The sequence below is a fragment of the Streptomyces sp. NPDC126499 genome (assembly GCF_040302485.1).
In the GTDB taxonomy this organism is placed as follows: Bacteria; Actinomycetota; Actinomycetes; order Streptomycetales; family Streptomycetaceae; genus Streptomyces.
On the sequence record NZ_JBEOUO010000004.1, the window covers coordinates 53,925 to 70,289 of the forward strand.

15 protein-coding genes are annotated in these 16,365 nt (G+C 70.2%); 12 read left to right on the forward strand and 3 right to left on the reverse strand.

Annotated elements, in window-relative coordinates:
• Positions 1-274: 274 nt before the first annotated feature.
• Genes ABTZ91_RS06990 through ABTZ91_RS07015 form a run of 6 tightly spaced genes read left to right on the forward strand, consistent with a single transcriptional unit; the run spans position 275 to position 5,987 of the window.
• Positions 275-1,567, forward strand: a complete 1,293-nt coding sequence (locus ABTZ91_RS06990; protein ID WP_352076100.1) for a hypothetical protein — start codon at positions 275-277, stop codon at positions 1,565-1,567.
• A gap of 7 nt (positions 1,568-1,574) precedes the next feature.
• Positions 1,575-2,567 carry an AEC family transporter gene (locus tag ABTZ91_RS06995; RefSeq protein ID WP_352076101.1) on the forward strand — a complete coding sequence of 331 codons (993 nt, stop codon included), beginning with the start codon at positions 1,575-1,577 and terminating at the stop codon, positions 2,565-2,567.
• A complete protein-coding gene (locus tag ABTZ91_RS07000) occupies positions 2,564-3,820 on the forward strand; it encodes an Nramp family divalent metal transporter (protein WP_352076102.1) in 1,257 nt (418 codons plus the stop codon). Before ABTZ91_RS06995 ends, ABTZ91_RS07000 begins: the two co-directional genes overlap by 4 nt.
• Positions 3,821-3,841: 21 nt before the next feature.
• Entirely contained in the window at positions 3,842-4,072 is a 231-nt protein-coding gene (locus ABTZ91_RS07005) for a DUF3311 domain-containing protein (RefSeq protein ID WP_352076103.1), read from the forward strand.
• A complete protein-coding gene (gene mctP, locus ABTZ91_RS07010) occupies positions 4,069-5,763 on the forward strand; it encodes a monocarboxylate uptake permease MctP (RefSeq protein WP_352076104.1) in 1,695 nt (564 codons plus the stop codon). Before ABTZ91_RS07005 ends, mctP begins: the two co-directional genes overlap by 4 nt.
• Before the next feature lie 53 nt (positions 5,764-5,816).
• Positions 5,817-5,987: a hypothetical protein gene (locus ABTZ91_RS07015; protein ID WP_352076105.1), complete on the forward strand. Its 171-nt coding sequence runs from the start codon at positions 5,817-5,819 to the stop codon at positions 5,985-5,987.
• A 205-nt stretch (positions 5,988-6,192) separates the two neighbouring features.
• On the opposite strand, the gene ABTZ91_RS07020 is transcribed toward ABTZ91_RS07015, so the two are convergent.
• Positions 6,193-6,957: a GntR family transcriptional regulator gene (locus ABTZ91_RS07020; protein ID WP_345492086.1), complete on the reverse strand. Its 765-nt coding sequence runs from the start codon at positions 6,955-6,957 to the stop codon at positions 6,193-6,195.
• 284 nt (positions 6,958-7,241) lie between these two features.
• Here ABTZ91_RS07020 and ABTZ91_RS07025 point away from each other — a divergent pair, with 284 nt between their 5' ends.
• The 4 genes from ABTZ91_RS07025 (at position 7,242) to ABTZ91_RS07040 (ending at position 11,976) form a co-directional block, all read left to right on the forward strand.
• Positions 7,242-8,522: an extracellular solute-binding protein gene (locus ABTZ91_RS07025; RefSeq protein WP_352076106.1), complete on the forward strand. Its 1,281-nt coding sequence runs from the start codon at positions 7,242-7,244 to the stop codon at positions 8,520-8,522.
• Between the two features lie 76 nt (positions 8,523-8,598).
• Positions 8,599-9,591, forward strand: a complete 993-nt coding sequence (locus ABTZ91_RS07030) for a sugar ABC transporter permease (protein WP_352076107.1) — start codon at positions 8,599-8,601, stop codon at positions 9,589-9,591.
• Positions 9,588-10,445, forward strand: a complete 858-nt coding sequence (locus ABTZ91_RS07035) for a carbohydrate ABC transporter permease (protein ID WP_352076108.1) — start codon at positions 9,588-9,590, stop codon at positions 10,443-10,445. Before ABTZ91_RS07030 ends, ABTZ91_RS07035 begins: the two co-directional genes overlap by 4 nt.
• Positions 10,446-10,455: 10 nt before the next feature.
• Positions 10,456-11,976: a glycoside hydrolase family 3 protein gene (locus tag ABTZ91_RS07040; RefSeq protein WP_352076109.1), complete on the forward strand. Its 1,521-nt coding sequence runs from the start codon at positions 10,456-10,458 to the stop codon at positions 11,974-11,976.
• A 79-nt stretch (positions 11,977-12,055) separates the two neighbouring features.
• On the opposite strand, the gene nagB is transcribed toward ABTZ91_RS07040, so the two are convergent.
• A complete protein-coding gene (gene nagB / locus ABTZ91_RS07045; protein ID WP_352076110.1) occupies positions 12,056-12,841 on the reverse strand; it encodes a glucosamine-6-phosphate deaminase in 786 nt (261 codons plus the stop codon).
• 180 nt (positions 12,842-13,021) lie between these two features.
• Complete coding sequence (locus ABTZ91_RS07050; protein ID WP_352076111.1) at positions 13,022-13,774, reverse strand: SDR family oxidoreductase; 753 nt, start codon at positions 13,772-13,774, stop codon at positions 13,022-13,024.
• Positions 13,775-13,858: 84 nt separating this feature from the next.
• Here ABTZ91_RS07050 and ABTZ91_RS07055 point away from each other — a divergent pair, with 84 nt between their 5' ends.
• Both ABTZ91_RS07055 and ABTZ91_RS07060 read left to right on the forward strand, forming a co-directional pair.
• Complete coding sequence (locus ABTZ91_RS07055) at positions 13,859-14,467, forward strand: TetR/AcrR family transcriptional regulator (RefSeq protein ID WP_352076112.1); 609 nt, start codon at positions 13,859-13,861, stop codon at positions 14,465-14,467.
• A 346-nt stretch (positions 14,468-14,813) separates the two neighbouring features.
• Positions 14,814-16,280, forward strand: a complete 1,467-nt coding sequence (locus ABTZ91_RS07060) for a PAS domain-containing sensor histidine kinase (protein ID WP_352076387.1) — start codon at positions 14,814-14,816, stop codon at positions 16,278-16,280.
• Positions 16,281-16,365 lie beyond the last annotated feature (85 nt).

A 16,365-nucleotide genomic window follows, 5' to 3' on the forward strand; every position in this document is an offset into this window, starting at 1 on the left:
AATGATCACTTTGTCCGCTCTCGCTGCCTGCGGGTTCGGTTCTTTACGTATGAGGCGAGGTTTGTCAAGAGGGTTTTCCGAGAGGGTCGTTCGCCTGCTGGGAAGGGGGTTGACTGGCCGAGAGCGGGCTCGTTAGCGTCCATCGGCGGCGAGAACATCGCCGGGGCGAAAAGTGAGATCTGTATGGCGGAAAACCTTCGGTTCCGGCCCGGTTCCGAAGGCTCAGCTCAGTGGATGGAAACGCAGCGCAACCTCACAGAGGAGAACCTCGTTCATGGCTCTGCACATGCCCGCCGACCACCAGCCGCGATACTCCGACTTCAACCTCACGGGACTTTCCGACGAAACCATGCGAGAGGGCGGCGAAAGGGCTCTCTTCGGCGCTGACGACGACCTCAAGTTACAGCTGATCGAGGCGCTGGCGAACGCGGGCATCCGCGATATCGACCTGGGCTCCGGACTCACCGAGCCGGCCTTTCTGCGACGCGTTCTCGATTCGAAGTACCTCCTCGGTCGCATACCCGAGGACACACAGTTCGTCTTCAACCTGACCCTCAAGACCTGGGAACCGCTCTCCGAGGCGCTCAAGGTCGTGCCGCGCGAATACCTCTCGCGCATCCAGGTCTCGCTCGGAATGGTCGAGTACAAGCAGGAGGAACGACTCCTCGAGCGTGCTCACGAGAAGCTGACCAGCATCGGCGTCGGCTCTTTCCGGTCCAGCATTCTCAACGCCTTCTCGCACGAGATCGACGAAGAGCGCTATGCGTTCATCAACGAGCAGATCGAGCGCGTGCGCCGGCTCGGCATCAATCTGGTGCGCGTCAACGACTCCATCGGCACGCTGCTGCCGCACGCCACCGGAATCCTCGCGGCCAACCTGGTCCGCGACAACCCGGACGTGACCTTCTACCTCCACGCCCACGACGACATCGGGCTCGGCCTCGCCAATTCCCTCGCCTCCGTCTTCAACGGCTTCAGCATGGTCGAGGGCGGCGTCGCGGGCTTCGGCAACCGGGCCGGCCTCGCCAACGTCGAGGTCATGAGCCACATCTTCGCCGACCGCCGGATCACCGTCGGCGGCCGCACCCTCGACAGCAAGAAGCTCTCCGAGGTCGCGCACCTGGCGGAGCGGGTCTTCATGGCCCTGCCCAACGTCTACCGTCCGATCAGCGGCCTGCTCACCCAGACCGAGAACGCCGGCATCGTCAACGTGCCCGACTACCTCGGCGTGACCCGCGAGGTCGAGTACTTCCTCAACCCGATCGGCCTCTTCCCGGTGACCGTCGGCCAGATCCTCGGCAACGCCGGAATGCCCGAGGAGATCGTCTCCGACGAGAAATTCCTCGCGGCGGTCTGCGACCGGATCAAGAACTATATGGAGAAGGACCTCTACGAGCGCAAGCGCGCCCGGTTCGAGGAAATCGTCCGCCAGGTCCACGATTTCTACGCGGACTTCGTGCGGCTCGACGACGTCCAGAAGACCGCCCTCGAGGTCCTCCAGGAGCAGGGCTCCGCCGCCGACGCGGCGACAGCCCGCGCCAAGGCCGTGGTCAGGTCCGAGGGCTGATGACCCAGTGGAACTGAGCGCGATCCTGAACGCGATCGTGCCGCTGTTCGCCATCGTGGCGATCGGTTACGGCGCGAGCGCGTTCAGGGTGTTCCAAGGAAACACGGCACAGGCGGTCAACGACTTCGTCTACTGGATCGCCCTGCCGGCCCTGCTCTTCCTCGCGGTCGCGAAGGCGGACCTGTCCGAGGGGGTGCCCTGGCAGTTCGTCGTGGTGGCACTGGTGTCGATCGTGGTGTCCTATCTCGTCGCCATGGCGGGCGCCCGCGGGATCTTCCGGCGGGACACCAAGGTCGCCTTCACCCTCGGGCTGATGGCGGGCTACGGGAACGTCGCGTACATGGGAGTGCCCCTGCTGCTCGCGGCGCTGGGGCCGCAGGCGGCACTCCCGGCCGCCATCGGCCAGCTGATCCACAACATGTTCAACATGGTCTGCTATCCGGCCGTCCACACCCTGCTCGACGCCAAGGCGCCGCGCAGGGACGGCCCGGGCGCCATGCTGAGCACCGACCGGAAGCCCGGCATCGGGCGCGAGATCGCCAAGAAGGTACTGCTCAACCCCGTCTTCCTGTCGGTGGTCGCGGGCCTCGCCTTCTCGCTCTCGGGCCTGGGCCTGGCCCGGCCGGTGCACGACACGATCGATCTGCTGGCCGGCGCGGCCGCGCCGGGTGCCCTGTTCGCGGTGGGCCTGACCCTGCGCAAGGCGGTGAGCGGGATGCGGGACGGGTCGGTCGGCGTGGCCGAGGTGGGCTTCGCGGTCGTCGTCAAGACGGTGGGCATGCCCCTGCTGGCGCTGTTCCTCGTCACCGTGGTGTTCCCGATGCCCCCGCTGTGGGCCGCCGCGAGCGTCATCCTCGCCGGCATGCCCAACGCGGCGACGGCCTACGTGCTGGCCCAGCAGGCCCGTACGTACGTGCAGGAGGCCGCGGCCGCGGTCGTCGTCTCCACCGCCGTGGCCGTCGTCACGCTGTCGCTCTGGATCGGTGTCGTCGAACCATGAGGCAGAAGGGTGAGTCGGTCAGGGAGGCCGCCCGGCCGCGCACGCCGGGGGCCCCCTCGCCGCTGCTGCTGCTCGGGCCCGCCTTCGTCGCGGCCGTGGCCTACGTCGACCCGGGGAACGTCGCCACGAACGTGACGTCGGGCGGCCGTTACGCCTATCTGCTCGTCTGGGTCGTGGTGGTGGCGAACGTCATCGCGATGCTCGTGCAGTACCTCGCGGCGAAGGTCACCATCGCCACCGGCGCCACCCTCGCGGAGCTGTGCAGAACGCGGTTCCGCCGCCCCGTGGCCCTCGGCCTGTGGGCCCAGGCGGAACTGGTCGCCGTCGCCACCGATCTCGCGGAACTGATCGGTGGCGCGGTCGCCCTCGGCCTGCTCTTCGACATGCCGCTGATCCTGGGCGGCGCGGTCACCGGACTGGTGTCGTGGATCGTTCTGGCCCTCCAGCAACGCGGCGGCTACCAGCGCTTCCAGGCCGTGATCGCGGGCATGCTGCTCGTGGTCGTCGGCGGGTTCTGCTACAGCGCGATCGTGTCCGGACCCGACCTCGCCGCCCTCGCGGCCGGTGTCGTCCCGCGCCTGGCCGGCACCGACACGGTGCTGCTCGCCGTCGGCATCCTGGGCGCCACCGTCATGCCGCACGCGATATACCTGCACGGTGCCCTGGTACGCGACCGCCACGGCGCCGCGCTCCAGGACCCCGCGCGGCGGCGCTCCCTGGTGAGCGCCACCCGGCTCGACATCGTCATCGCCATGGGACTCGCCGGGCTCGTCAACCTGTCGATGCTGGTGGCCGCGGCCGCCACGCTGACGCCGGGCGACGCGGAGAGCCTGCAGGGCGCCTACGACGGCTTCGCCCGCGAACTGGGCACGCCCCTGGCGGTGATCTTCGCCCTGGCGCTGCTCGCCTCGGGGTTCGCCTCCACGGCCGTGGGCAACTACGCGGGCGCGGTCATCTTCGAGGGCTTCCTGGGCCGCCGTACCTCGGTCATGGTCCGTCGGGGGGTCACTCTGGTGCCCGCCTTCGCGGTGCTCGCCACCGGTGTCGAGCCCGGGTTCGCACTCGTACTCTCCCAAGTGGTCCTCAGCTTCGGCATTCCGTTCGCGCTGTGGCCGCTGGCCGGGTTCGCCCGACGGGCCGACCTCATGGGGGAGTTGGTCAACCGCCGGATCACCACGGTGGCCGCGTACGGGGCCACCGTGGTGATCACGGCACTGAACCTGGCTCTCATCGCACTGGTCGTCGTGGGATGAAGTCGTGGAGAGGAAGAGTTCTTGTCAACGCCGGAAAAGGAAGACACGACCGTCGCGCCCGCCTCGGAGCGCAGTCGGTGGCACTGGATCCTGCTGGTCGCCGTCGTGGTTCCGCTGATCCCGTTCCTGTACAACGCCGATGAGCCGCGTCTGTTCGGCTTCCCCGCCTTCTACTGGATCCAGCTCGTCTTCGGCGTGCTGAGCATGGCGGCGACCACCGCCGTCTACCAGCTGACCAAGGGGAAGAGATGAGCGAGCACGTCACCGAGATCACCGTCTTCGTCTCGCTGTTCCTCCTGGTGAGCGTCATGGGGTTCGCCGCCTCCCGGTGGCGCAGGCCCAAGGAGCTGGCCTCGCTGGACGAGTGGGGCCTGGGCGGCCGCAGCTTCGGCGCCTGGATCACCTGGTTCCTGATCGGCGGCGACCTGTACACGGCGTACACCTTCGTCGCCATCCCGGCCCTGCTGTTCGGCGCCGGGGCGGTGGGCTTCTTCGCCCTGCCCTACACGGTCGTCGTCTACCCGCTGGTCTTCCTGGTGCTGCTGCGCCTGTGGTCGGTCTCCCACCGGCACGGCCTGGTCACGCCGGCCGACTTCGTACGGGTCCGGCACGGCTCGCGGCTGCTCGCGCTGCTCGTCGCGATCACCGGCATCGTCGCCACCATGCCGTACATCGCCCTGCAGCTGGTGGGCATCGAGGCGGTGCTGCGCTCGATGGGCATCGCCGGGCACTGGCCGATCACGGTCGCCTTCCTCGTGCTCGCCGCCTACACGTACCACTCGGGACTGCGGGCCCCGGCGCTGATCGCGTTCGTCAAGGACATCCTGACGTACCTGGTCATCATCGTCGCGGTGATCTACATCCCGCCCAAGCTCGGCGGATGGGGGAGCATCTTCGGCGCGGCGGAGGAGAAGTTCGCCGAGTCGCCCAACCCCGCCGACGGGCTGCTGCTCTCGGGCGGCGGCCAACTCCAGTACATGACCATCGCGTTGGGATCGGCGCTCGCGCTGTTCCTCTATCCGCACATGGTGACCGGCATCCTCGCCTCGCAGGGCCGCAAGGCGATCAAGAAGAACATGGCCGCGCTGCCGGTCTACAGCCTGCTGCTCGGACTGATCGCGCTGCTCGGCTACATGGCGATCGCGGCCGGGGTGACGCCGCTGACGGGCGAGAACGGCAAGCCCAACGCGAACACCGTCGTGCCCCAGCTGTTCGACACCGTCTTCCCGGACTGGTTCGCGGGTGTGGCGTACGCCGCCATCGGCATCGGTGCCCTGGTGCCCGCGGCCATCATGTCCATCGCGGCGGGCAATCTCTTCACCCGCAACATCTACAAGGAGTTCTTCAAGCCGGGGGCGACGGACGCCGACGAGGCGCGGGTCTCCAAGATCGTCTCGCTGCTCGTGAAGGTCGGCGCGGTCGTGGTGATCGTCTTCCTGGACCCGCAGTTCTCCGTCGACCTCCAGCTCATCGGCGGTGTGCTGATCCTGCAGACGCTGCCCGCCGTGGGCCTCGGCCTGTACACGCGCTGGTTCCACCGGCACGCGCTCACCGCGGGCCTGCTGGCCGGTCTCGTCGCCGGTCTGACGATGCTCTACAACATCTCCAACCCGGCCACCGGCAAGAAGCACTTCGCCGGCTCCGCCTTCCCGCTGGAGAAGCTGGGCCTGTCCACCTCGTACACCGTCTACGCGGGGCTGCTCGCGGTGGCCGTCAACATCGTCGTCGCGGTGGCCGCCACCTGGCTCCTGCGCGCGGCGCGGGTCGCCGACGGCATCGACGGCACCCTGACCGCCGACTACTACGTCGACGGGGACCAGCCGACCAAGGCGGCCGGGGCCGGCGCCGCACCGGCCGGCGCCGCACCGGGCGGCACGTCGCCGGCCGGTCCCGAGGAGGCGCCGCCGCCGACGGACGAGGGCACCGCTGTCGGCGCGAGGTGACCCGGAGGGGGCGTGACCGGCCGATGGACAGGGACCGGCTGAAGCAACGCGCTGTGCGCCGCGTGCAGTGGATCCTCGTGTTCTACGCGGTGGTCGGCGCCCTCGGCATCGTCGCCGAGCTGGTCGCGGGCCGCACGCCCGCGCCGCTGGTGGTGGCGTGGACGCCGCTGGCCGTGCTCGGTGCGGCGGTCATCGCCGTACGGCGCCGGCGCGCGCGGCGCTGACGCGGGCCCGGACCTCGCCTTCCCGGCGGGGTGCCGGGCCCTCGTGCGTCCGTGGCGGCCACGCCGCTTCGGGGACGGCGGGGTGCGGGCCGCGGCCCGTGACCTCGGCCGAGGAGGCGGGCCCGCGATGTCAGCCGCGAGGGGGCCCGCGATGTCAGCCCCGGGGCGGGCCCGCTACCTCAGCCGCGAGGGCGGGCCCGCTACCTCAGCCGTTGGGGCGCTGGAGGCGGGCCACGAACTTGTAGCGGTCGCCGCGGTACACCGAGCGCACCCATTCCACCGGCTCGCCCTGGGCGTCGAGCGAGTGCCGGGAGAGCATCAGCATCGGCAGGCCCACGTCCGTGCCGAGCAGGCCGGCCTCGCGCGGGGTGGCGAGCGAGGTCTCGATGGTCTCCTCGGCCTCCGCGAGATGGACGTCGTACACCTCGGCGAGTGCGGTGTAGAGCGAGGTGTACTTCACCAGCGAACGCCGCAGCGCGGGGAAGCGCTTGGCGGACAGGTGGGTGGTCTCGATGGCCATCGGCTCGCCGCTGGCCAGGCGCAGCCGCTCGATGCGCAGCACCCGTCCGCCGGGGGAGATGTCGAGCAGCCCGGCGAGGGTGTCGTCGGCGGTGACGTAACCGATGTCGAGCAGCTGCGAGGTGGGCTCCAGGCCCTGCGCCCGCATGTCCTCGGTGTACGAGGTGAGCTGGAGGGCCTGGGAGACCTTGGGCTTGGCCACGAAGGTGCCCTTGCCCTGGATCCGCTCCAGGCGGCCCTCGACGACCAGTTCCTGCAGCGCCTGGCGCACGGTGGTGCGCGAGGTGTCGAACTCCGCGGCGAGGGTGCGCTCGGGCGGGACCGGGGTGCCGGGCGGCAGGGTCTCCGTCATGTCGAGCAAGTGCCGCTTCAGTCGGTAGTACTTGGGCACGCGCGCGGTACGGGTGGCTGCGCCGCCCTCTGTCTCCGTGCTGCCCGCGTCCGTGGCCATGGCCTGCCTTCCCGACTCCTGTGCTGTTGCCGTCACCGGCTCCTCCGTCTGTCGCGGCTCACATGGTGGCACGGACCGGTCACGGGTCGTCGCCCTCCCTCAGGTGTCGGTCCGATAACGGACCCGACTGCCCTTCTTATACACCCTTGACACCCCTAAAGGTCTAGGCCAAGCTCCGGGTACTGGTCTAAACCACTAAAGACCAGGTCCCAGCCCCGCAGCACTACTCGACGTATGTCTTCGCGCGGTGGGCAGGGGGAGCAGGCATCCCTGAGGAGGGTGGCGTGAAGCGCAAGCTCATCGCGGCGATCGGCGTCGCGGGCATGATGGTTTCGATCGCGGCGTGCGGGGGCTCGGACAAGGGCGGCGACAAGGCCGGCGGCGGTGCCAAGGAGCTCACCGTCTGGCTGACGGTCGACGCCCAGAACAACTGGCCGGAGCTGGTCAAGGCGGCCGACGACGCGGTGGCCAAGAAGCACCCGGGCATCAAGATCAAGCACGAGTACTACGGCTGGCCGGACAAGAACACCAAGCTCGACGCGGTGCTCGCGACCGACAAGGCCCCGGACGTTGTCGAGATGGGCAACTCCGAGATGATCAGCTACATGGCCAAGGGCGCCTTCGCCGAGGTCGACCCGTCGAAGTTCGAGAACTCCGACAAGTGGCTGGACGCCCTCAAGGACTCGGTCACCTACAACGGCAAGACCTACGGCGTCCCCTACTACGCCGGCGGCCGCGTGGGCACCTGGCGCAAGGACATCGCCGCCGAGGCGGGCGTCAAGGCCACCCCGAAGACCTGGGCCGAGCTGACCGCCGCGCTCGACGCCATCCAGAAGAAGAAGGGCGACAAGTTCAGCGCCTGGTACCAGCCGTCGCCGGACTGGTACGCGGCGATGTCCTTCGTCTTCGACGCGGGCGGCTCGATCGCCAAGCAGGACGGCGAGACCTGGAAGGCCAACCTCTCCTCGCCGGAGTCCCTCAAGGGCCTCACCGCGTACAAGAACATCCTCGACAAGTACATGCACGGCGACAAGACGAAGGACGAGTCCGACCGTCCCGTCGTCTTCGGCCAGGGCAACTCCGCCACGATGTTCGCCGCCGGCTGGGAGGGCGCCACCGCCGCGGACCCGAAGACCGACAAGGTCGGCGGGCTGAAGGACAAGCTCGAGAACTTCGTCATGCCCGGCCCGTCCGGCAAGAACCTCCCCGTCTTCCTCGGCGGCTCCGACCTGGCCATCCCGGTCAAGTCCAAGGCGCAGGACGTCGCGGCCGAGTGGATCGCCGCCTTCACCGGCGCCGAGGGCCAGAAGGGCCTCGTCGCCAAGGGCAACCTGCCCAACAACAAGGCGGACCTCGCCCCGCTGAAGAACGACCCGGCCACCGCCGTCCCGGCGACCGCGGCCGAGTCCAGCTGGTTCGTCCCGACCGCCCCCGGCTGGGGTCAGGTCGAGAAGGCCCAGATCCTCAAGACGATGCTCATCGAGATCGCCAACGGCAAGAAGTCGGTCGAGCAGGCGGCCAAGGACGCCGACGCCGCCATCGACAAGGTCATCAACACCAAGTGACCTGACGCGCGGGGCCCCGTCGCCGTGACGGGGCCCCGCGGCCCGTACCACGAGAGGGATCGCTGAGGAGCACGGGATGAGTGCCGCAGACACAACCACCGCGAAGGTGCCGCCGGTGCGGCAATCGCCACCGTCCGGCTCGCCGGCCGGCACGCCCGCGCCACGGGCCCGGAAGTCCGGGGGCGGGGCCGGGGTCCCATGGCTGCTCCTCGCGCCATGCCTGCTCGTGCTCCTGCTGGTGCTCGGCTATCCGTTCGTACGCCTGGTCACCCTCTCCTTCCAGAGGTTCGGCCAGCCGCAGCTGTGGGGCTTCAAGGAGCCCGAGTCCGCCGGCCTGGAGAACTTCACCAAGATCCTCGGCGACGGCGAGTTCTGGACCGTCGTCCTGCGGACCGTGATCTTCGCGGCCGGCGCCGTGATCGTCACCATGGTCCTCGGCATGGCGATCGCCCTGCTCCTCCAGCGCGTCTCGCCCTGGGTCAAGGTGCTGATCAGCATCGTGCTCGTGGCGAGCTGGGGCATGCCCATCATCGTCGCCACCGCCATCTTCAAGTGGATCTTCGACGCCGACTACGGCGTGCTCAACTGGCTGCTCAGCCGCCTCCCCGGCGTCGACATGATCGGCCACAACTGGTTCGCCAGCGGCCCCCAGGGCCTGGCCGTCATCATGCTCCTGGTGGTCTGGGGCGCCGTGCCCTTCGTGGTGATCACCCTGAGCGCCGGCCTCACCCAGGTGCCCAAGGAACTCGAAGAGGCCGCCCGCCTCGACGGCGCCGGAGCCTGGGGCGTCTTCCGCTACGTCACACTGCCCATCCTCAAGCCGATCATCGTCATGCTGACGACGCTCTCGGTGATCTGGGACATGGGCGTCTTCCCGCAGGTCTACGTGATGCGCAACGGCCACCCCGAGGCCGAGTTCCAGCTGCTCACCACGTACTCCTTCGACAAGGCGTTCGTCGTCAACGACTACGGCACCGGCTCCGCGATCGCGCTCGTCACGGTCCTGCTGCTGCTCGGCGTCGTCGCGGTCTACATGCGCCAGATGCTCAAGATCGGAGATGTCGAGTGAGCGCCGTCACCTCTCGCCCGCGCACGCCGCGCAAGCCGCGCAACTCCAGGCTCGGCTGGAACCTCCTCGGCCTCCTCGTCGTCCTCACCGCCGGCTTCCCGGTCTACTGGATGCTCAACACGGCCTTCAAGCCGGCCAAGGACGCCATCGACCCGAACCCGCACTTCTTCCCGTCCACCTTCACGCTCGAGAACTTCGCGCGCGCCCTGGACATCGCGGACTTCTGGGGACCGGTCACCCGCAGCCTCGTCGTCTCGGCCGTCGTGGTCGTCATCGGCATCGTCGTCGGCCTGCTCGCCGCCCTCGCGATCTCCCGCTTCGCCTTCCGCGGCCGCAAGATCGTCATCGTCGGCATCCTCGCCGTCCAGATGGTGCCGCTCGTCGCCATGATCATCCCGGTCTTCCTGCTGCTCAACGACCTCGGTCAGTACGACAAGCTCAGCGGCCTGATCATCACCTACCTGACCTTCATCCTGCCCTTCACGGTGTGGACGCTGCGCGGCTTCATCGTCAACATCCCCAAGGAGCTGGAGGAGGCCGCCCAGGTCGACGGCTGCACCCCCACCGGCGCCTTCATCCGCGTCGTCTTCCCGCTGCTCGCCCCGGGCATGGTCGCCACCTCGGTCTACGGCTTCATCCAGGCCTGGAACGAGTACCTGTACGCCCTGATGCTCATGAGCCAGCAGAACCAGACGGCCACCGTCTGGCTGTCGAACTTCATCACCAAGAACGGCACCGAGTACGCCCCGATGATGGCCGGCTCGACCATGATGGCCGTCCCCATCGTGATCCTCTTCCTCCTCGTCCAGCGCAAGATGGCCGCTGGTCTGACGGCCGGCGCCGTGAAGGGATGACGACCGCCCCATGACCACACTCACCACCGGCTCGGACACCCTGACCCGGGACGCGCTCACCGTCCTCCAGCCGGGCTTCGTCGGCACCACCGCCCCCGACTGGCTGCTCCGCCGGATCGGCGAGGGCCTGTCCTCGGTCGGCCTCTTCGGCCGGAACATCGTCGCCCCCGAGCAGCTGGCCGCCCTCACCGCGCGGCTGCGCGCCGAACGCGGCGACGTCCTCGTCGCGATCGACGAGGAGGGCGGCGACGTCACCCGCCTGGAGGTCAAGGAGGGCTCCTCCTTCCCCGGCAACTACGCCCTCGGCAGCGTCGACGACGTCGAGCTCACCCGGGCCGTCGCCCGCGAGCTCGGCCGCCGGCTCGCCGCGTGCGGGGTCGACCTCAACTGGGCGCCCTCCGCCGACGTCAACTCCAACCCCGACAACCCGGTCATCGGGGTCCGCTCCTTCGGCGCCGACCCCGAGCTGGTGGCCCGGCACACCGTGGCCTACGTCGACGGGCTCCAGGCCGTCGGCGTCGCCGCCTGCACCAAGCACTTCCCCGGGCACGGCGACACCAACGTCGACTCGCACCACGCGCTGCCCCGGATCGATGTGGACCTCGCCACACTGCACGCCCGTGAGCTGGCACCTTTCCGCGCCGCGATCGCCGCGGGTTCCAAAGCCGTCATGAGCGCGCATATCCTGCTCTCCGCGCTCGACCCCGAACGTCCGGCCACCCTCAGCCCGCGGATCCTCACCGGTCTGCTGCGCCGGGAGCTGGGCTTCGAGGGGCTGATCGTCACCGACGGGATGGAGATGCAGGCCATCGCGTCGACGTACGGCATCGAGCGCGGATCCGTCCTCGCGATCGCCGCGGGCGCCGACGCCATCTGCGTCGGCGGCGGGCTGGCCGACGAGGACACCGTACTGCGACTGCGCGACGCGCTGGTGACCGCCGTACGGACCGGTGAACTGCCCGAGGAGCGGCTGGCCGACGCCGCGGCGCGGGTCCGCGCCCTGGCGGCCTGGACCCAGGCGCACCGGGCCAGGGGGGCTGCATCGGGGCCGGGCGCGGCGTCACAGGAGGGGACCGCGCCCGGCACCGAGGTCGGTCTCGTCGCGGCCCGCCGGGCCCTGGTCGTGACCCCGGGGGAGCGGCCGTACACCCCGATGACCAGCGCTCCCTACGTGGCCTCCTTCACCCCCGTCGCCAACTTCGCGGTCGGCGACGAGACGCCGTGGGGCATCGCCGCCGAGCTGGAGCGGCTGCTCCCGGGCACCGCGACCGGCTCCTACGGGGCGGACGCGTCCGTGGACGCCGTACTGGCCGCCGCCGGTGAACGGCGCGTGGTCGCGGTCGTCCGGGACGCCCACCGGCACCCGTGGATGTCCGATGCCCTGGACGCCCTCCTCGCGGCCCGCCCGGACACCGTGGTGGTCGAGATGGGCCTGAACGAGTCGGTGCCCCGCGGTGCCCTGCACCTCGCCACCCACGGCGCCGCCCGCGTCTGCGGCCAGGCCGCGGCGGAGGTCATCGCGGGCCGCTGAGCCCGCGCGGTACGCGAGAGGGGCCCGGCACCCGGTCCAGGTGCCGGGCCCCTCACGTGTGCCCGAAGCGCGAGGGGTCTCAGATGCCCTGCCACGAGGGCTTGTTCGCGAAGGTGTGGCGGAAGTAGTCGGCGAGCTTCAGCTTGGAGGCGGCGGCCTCGTCGACGACCACGGTCGCGTGCGGGTGCAGCTGGAGCGCGGAGGCCGGCACGAGCGCGGCGACCGGGCCCTCGACGGTCTGCGCCACGGCCTCGGCCTTGCCCTCACCGGTGGCGAGCAGCACCAGGTGACGGGCCTCCAGGATGGTGCCGATGCCCTGGGTGATGACGTGGTGCGGCACCTGGTCGATGTCGTCGTCGAAGAAGCGGGCGTTGTCGACCCGGGTCTGCTCGGTGAGCGTCTTGATCCGGGTGCGGGAGGCGAGCGAGGAGCAGGGCTCGTTGAAGCCGATGTGGCCGTCGGTGCCGATGCCGAGGATCTGGAGGTCGACCCCGCCCGCCTCGGCCAGCGCCCTGTCGTACGCCTCGCAGGCCGCCTGGACGTCCTCGGCCGAGCCGTCGGGGCCCATGAAGGCGTCCTGGGAGAGCCCGAGCGGCTCGACGACCTGGCGCAGCACCGTGGAGCGGTACGACTCGGGGTGCCCGGCGGGCAGGCCCACGTACTCGTCGAGCTGGGCGATGCGGGCCCGGGAGGCATCCACGGAGCCGGCCCGGACCCGGGCGATCAGGGCGTCGTAGATGGGCAGCGGGGTCGATCCGGTGGCCACGCCGAGCAGCGCGTCCGGCTTGCGGCGCAGGAGGTCGGCGATGCCGTCCGCGATGAGCTCGCCGCCCGCCTTGGCGTCCTTGACGATGACAACTTCCACGCTGAGCCTGCCGATCTGGTGAGGGGCTGGAAAGGAGCCTGGTGGTATAGACCAATCGAGCTCAAATCTAGCAGAGCGCGGGCCGTCCGCCCATGCCCTTCCGGCCCGCGGGACGGCTCCCTCCCATCGTCGGCCGCACCCGCCCCACCAGCCACTCGAACCCCCGGCGCCTGTCTCCCGTCAGTCCAGCGAACCGCCCGTCGCGTCGATCCACTGCCCCGTCACCCAGCGCCCGTCGTGGGAGGCGAGGAAGGTCACCACGTCGGCTATGTCCTCCGGGGTGCCGACCTTGCCGAGGGCCGACATCGCCGCCGCCCCGGCCCACGCCTCCTCGTTCCCCCGCAGCCAGTCCGCGTTGATGTCCGTGTCCACGATGCCCGGCGCCACCGCGTTCACCGTGATCCCGCGCGGGCCCAGCACCTTCGACAGATAGCGCGTGAACACGTCGAGCGCGCTCTTCGACATCGCGTACGCGATGAGGTCCGGCATCGCCGCCGCGTGCGTGAGGCCGGTCGACACGTTCACGATCCGGCCCCCGTCGCGCAGCCGCTCCGCGCCCAGCTGGGCCAGGAAGAACGGCGCCTTGGTGTTGACCGCGAAGATCCGCTCGTACTCCTCCTCGCTGATCGTGGCGAAGGGCGCCGTGGCTCCGATCCCCGCGTTGTTCACCAGGATGTCCAGGCCGTCCGCATGGGCGTCGAAGGCCGCCCACAGCGCCTGTGCGTCTCCCGGCACTCCCAGCTCCTGCCCGAGCGCGAAGGCCTCGCCGCCCGCCGCCTCGATCGCGGCGACCGTCTCCTTCGCCGCCGCCTCGTTCGTCCCGTAGTGCACGGCGACCCGGGCGCCGTCGCGCCCCAGACGCTCGGCGATCCCCCGCCCGATGCCCCGGCTGCCGCCCGTGACCAGTGCCGTCTTCCCCCTGAGCGCGCTCATGACGACGCCCCCCTCGCTTCTGTAGCGGTCGTTACGAAAAGAACCGTACCCCATCTTCCGTAGTGACCGCTATAGAATTTCCCCATGACCACCAAACAGCGCGGCCGCCCCCGCTCCTTCGACCGCCCGACGGCCCTGGAGCAGGCGACGATGGCCTTCTGGGAGCACGGGTACGAGACCACCTCCGTCTCCGACCTGACCCGCGTCATGGGCATCAGCGCACCGAGCCTCTACGCGGCCTTCGGCGACAAGAAGACGCTGTTCGAGGAGGTCGTCGAGGCCTACGCGCAGTCGTACGGCGCCTTCGGCGGGCGCGCCTTCGCCGAGGAGCCGACCGCCCGCGCGGCCGTCGGCCGGATGCTCCGCGAGGCCGCGGTGGAGTACACCGACCCGGCCCACCCCCGCGGCTGCCTGATGATCTCCGCCGCGATCAACTGCTCGACCCCCGAGGTCGAGGAGGCCCTGCGGACCCGCCGCAACGCCAACCTGGCGTTCTTCGAGGAGCGCATCCGCCGGGACGTCGAGTCGGGCGAGCTCCCCGCCGGCACCGACCCCGGAGCCCTCGCCCGCTTCAGCGGCGCCGTCCTCCAGGGCATGTCCCAGCAGGCCCGCGACGGAGCGACGAAGGAGCAGCTGGCGGCCCTGGCCGAGGCGGCGATGCGGGCCTGGCCCGCGCCGCGGAACGGGGTCTGACCGGCCCCCGTGGCACCCGCCCCGGAAAAACCCGCGGGCCGCGGCGCCCGACGGGACCCTCAACCCGTCCGGCACCGCAGCCCGGAGCTTGCCCGGCCGGGGGTGTGCGGTCCCTCGGCCGTAGGGGAGGTCTCGGCGCAGTCAGGGCAGAGAGCGCCGGGTACCTCGTTCCACCCTCCTGTGCGGGGAGGATGGAGGTTCTATGGAATGCATTGTGGACTAGACCATTCTTGTCTGTCCATCCATGCGACAGCGGTCGTACCGGGCCCATCCTCCAACACACAGGCCCCGAGATCCAGGTTCACCGCCCGTTAATTCCGCGGGTACGCTCGCACACGTGCCCTCCATGAACGACCTCGTACGCCAGCACACCGCCCTGAGCGAGTCCGACCTCGACTGGCTCCACATGCTGGTGTCGGAGTGGCAGCTGCTCTCCGACCTCTCCTTCGCCGACCTCGTCCTGTGGGTGCCCACCCTGGACGGCACCCGCTACGTCTCGGTCGCCCAGATGCGCCCCAACACCGGGCCCACCTCCTACCAGGACGACATGGTCGGCCACCTCGTCCCGCGCGGCCGCCGCCCGCTCCTCGACGTCGCCCTCGACGAGGGACGGATCGTCCGCGAGGGCGACCCCGAGTGGCGCGAGGAGGTCCCGGTCCGGGTCGAGTCCATCCCCGTACGCCGCGAGGGCCGCGTCCTCGGCGTCATCGCCCGCAACACCAACCTGCTCACCGTGCGGACCCCGTCCCGCCTGGAGCTCACCTACCTCCAGTCCGCCTCCGACCTGGCCCAGATGATCGCCGCCGGCTCCTTCCCCTTCCCCGGGGAGCAGGTGGACATGGACTCCTCGCCGCGGGCCGGTGACGGACTCATCCGGCTCGACGCCGACGGCGTCGTCCAGTACGCCTCGCCCAACGCGCTCTCCGCCTACCACCGGCTCGGCCTCGCCGCCGACCTGGTCGGCCAGGACCTCGGCCAGATCACCGCCGAACTCGCCCCCTCCCGCGGCCCGGTGGACGAGGCCCTGGCCAAGATGGCCTCCGGCTACGCCCCGCGCGAGTTCGAGGTCGAGGGCAACGGCGGTGTGATCCAGCTCCGCGCGATCCCGCTCAAGCCCAAGGGCATCCGCATCGGTTCGCTCGTCCTGCTCCGTGACGTCACCGAACTGCGCCGCCGCGAGCGCGAGTTGATCACCAAGGACGCCACCATCCGGGAGATCCACCACCGGGTGAAGAACAACCTCCAGACGGTCGCCGCCCTGCTCCGGCTGCAGGCCCGCCGGATGGACTCCGACCGGGGCCGCGAGGCCCTCAACGAGGCCGTGCGGCGCGTGGGTTCGATCGCGATCGTCCACGAGACGCTTTCGCAGAACCTGGACGAGCGGGTCGAGTTCGACGAGATCGCCGACCGCGTGATCGCCATGGTGGCGGAGATCTCACCGGGCAAGGTGACCTGCCGGCGCAACGGCCGCTTCGGCATCCTCGACGCCGAGGTCGCCACCCCGCTCTCCATGGTCCTCACCGAGGTCCTGCAGAACGCGCTGGAGCACGCCTTCGCGCCGGGCGAGCAGGGCACGGTCGAGGTCACCGCCGTCCGCGGCGAACCCCGCGCCGACGCCCGGCTGCTGATCACCGTCAAGGACGACGGCCGCGGACTGCCCGAGGGCTTCGACCCGCAGCGCGCCGGCAACCTGGGCCTCCAGATCGTGCGGACCCTCGTCGAGGGCGAGCTCGGCGGCAGCTTCGACATGCAGCCGGGCACCGAGCGCGGCTGCCGGGTCGTCCTCGACATCCCCGTGCACCCGCAGAAGTAAGGGCGGTTCACCGCTTCACAGCAGCGAGCCCCCACCGAACAGCAGCGAGCCCCGGGATCGAACAACAGCGAGCCCCCCACCGAAC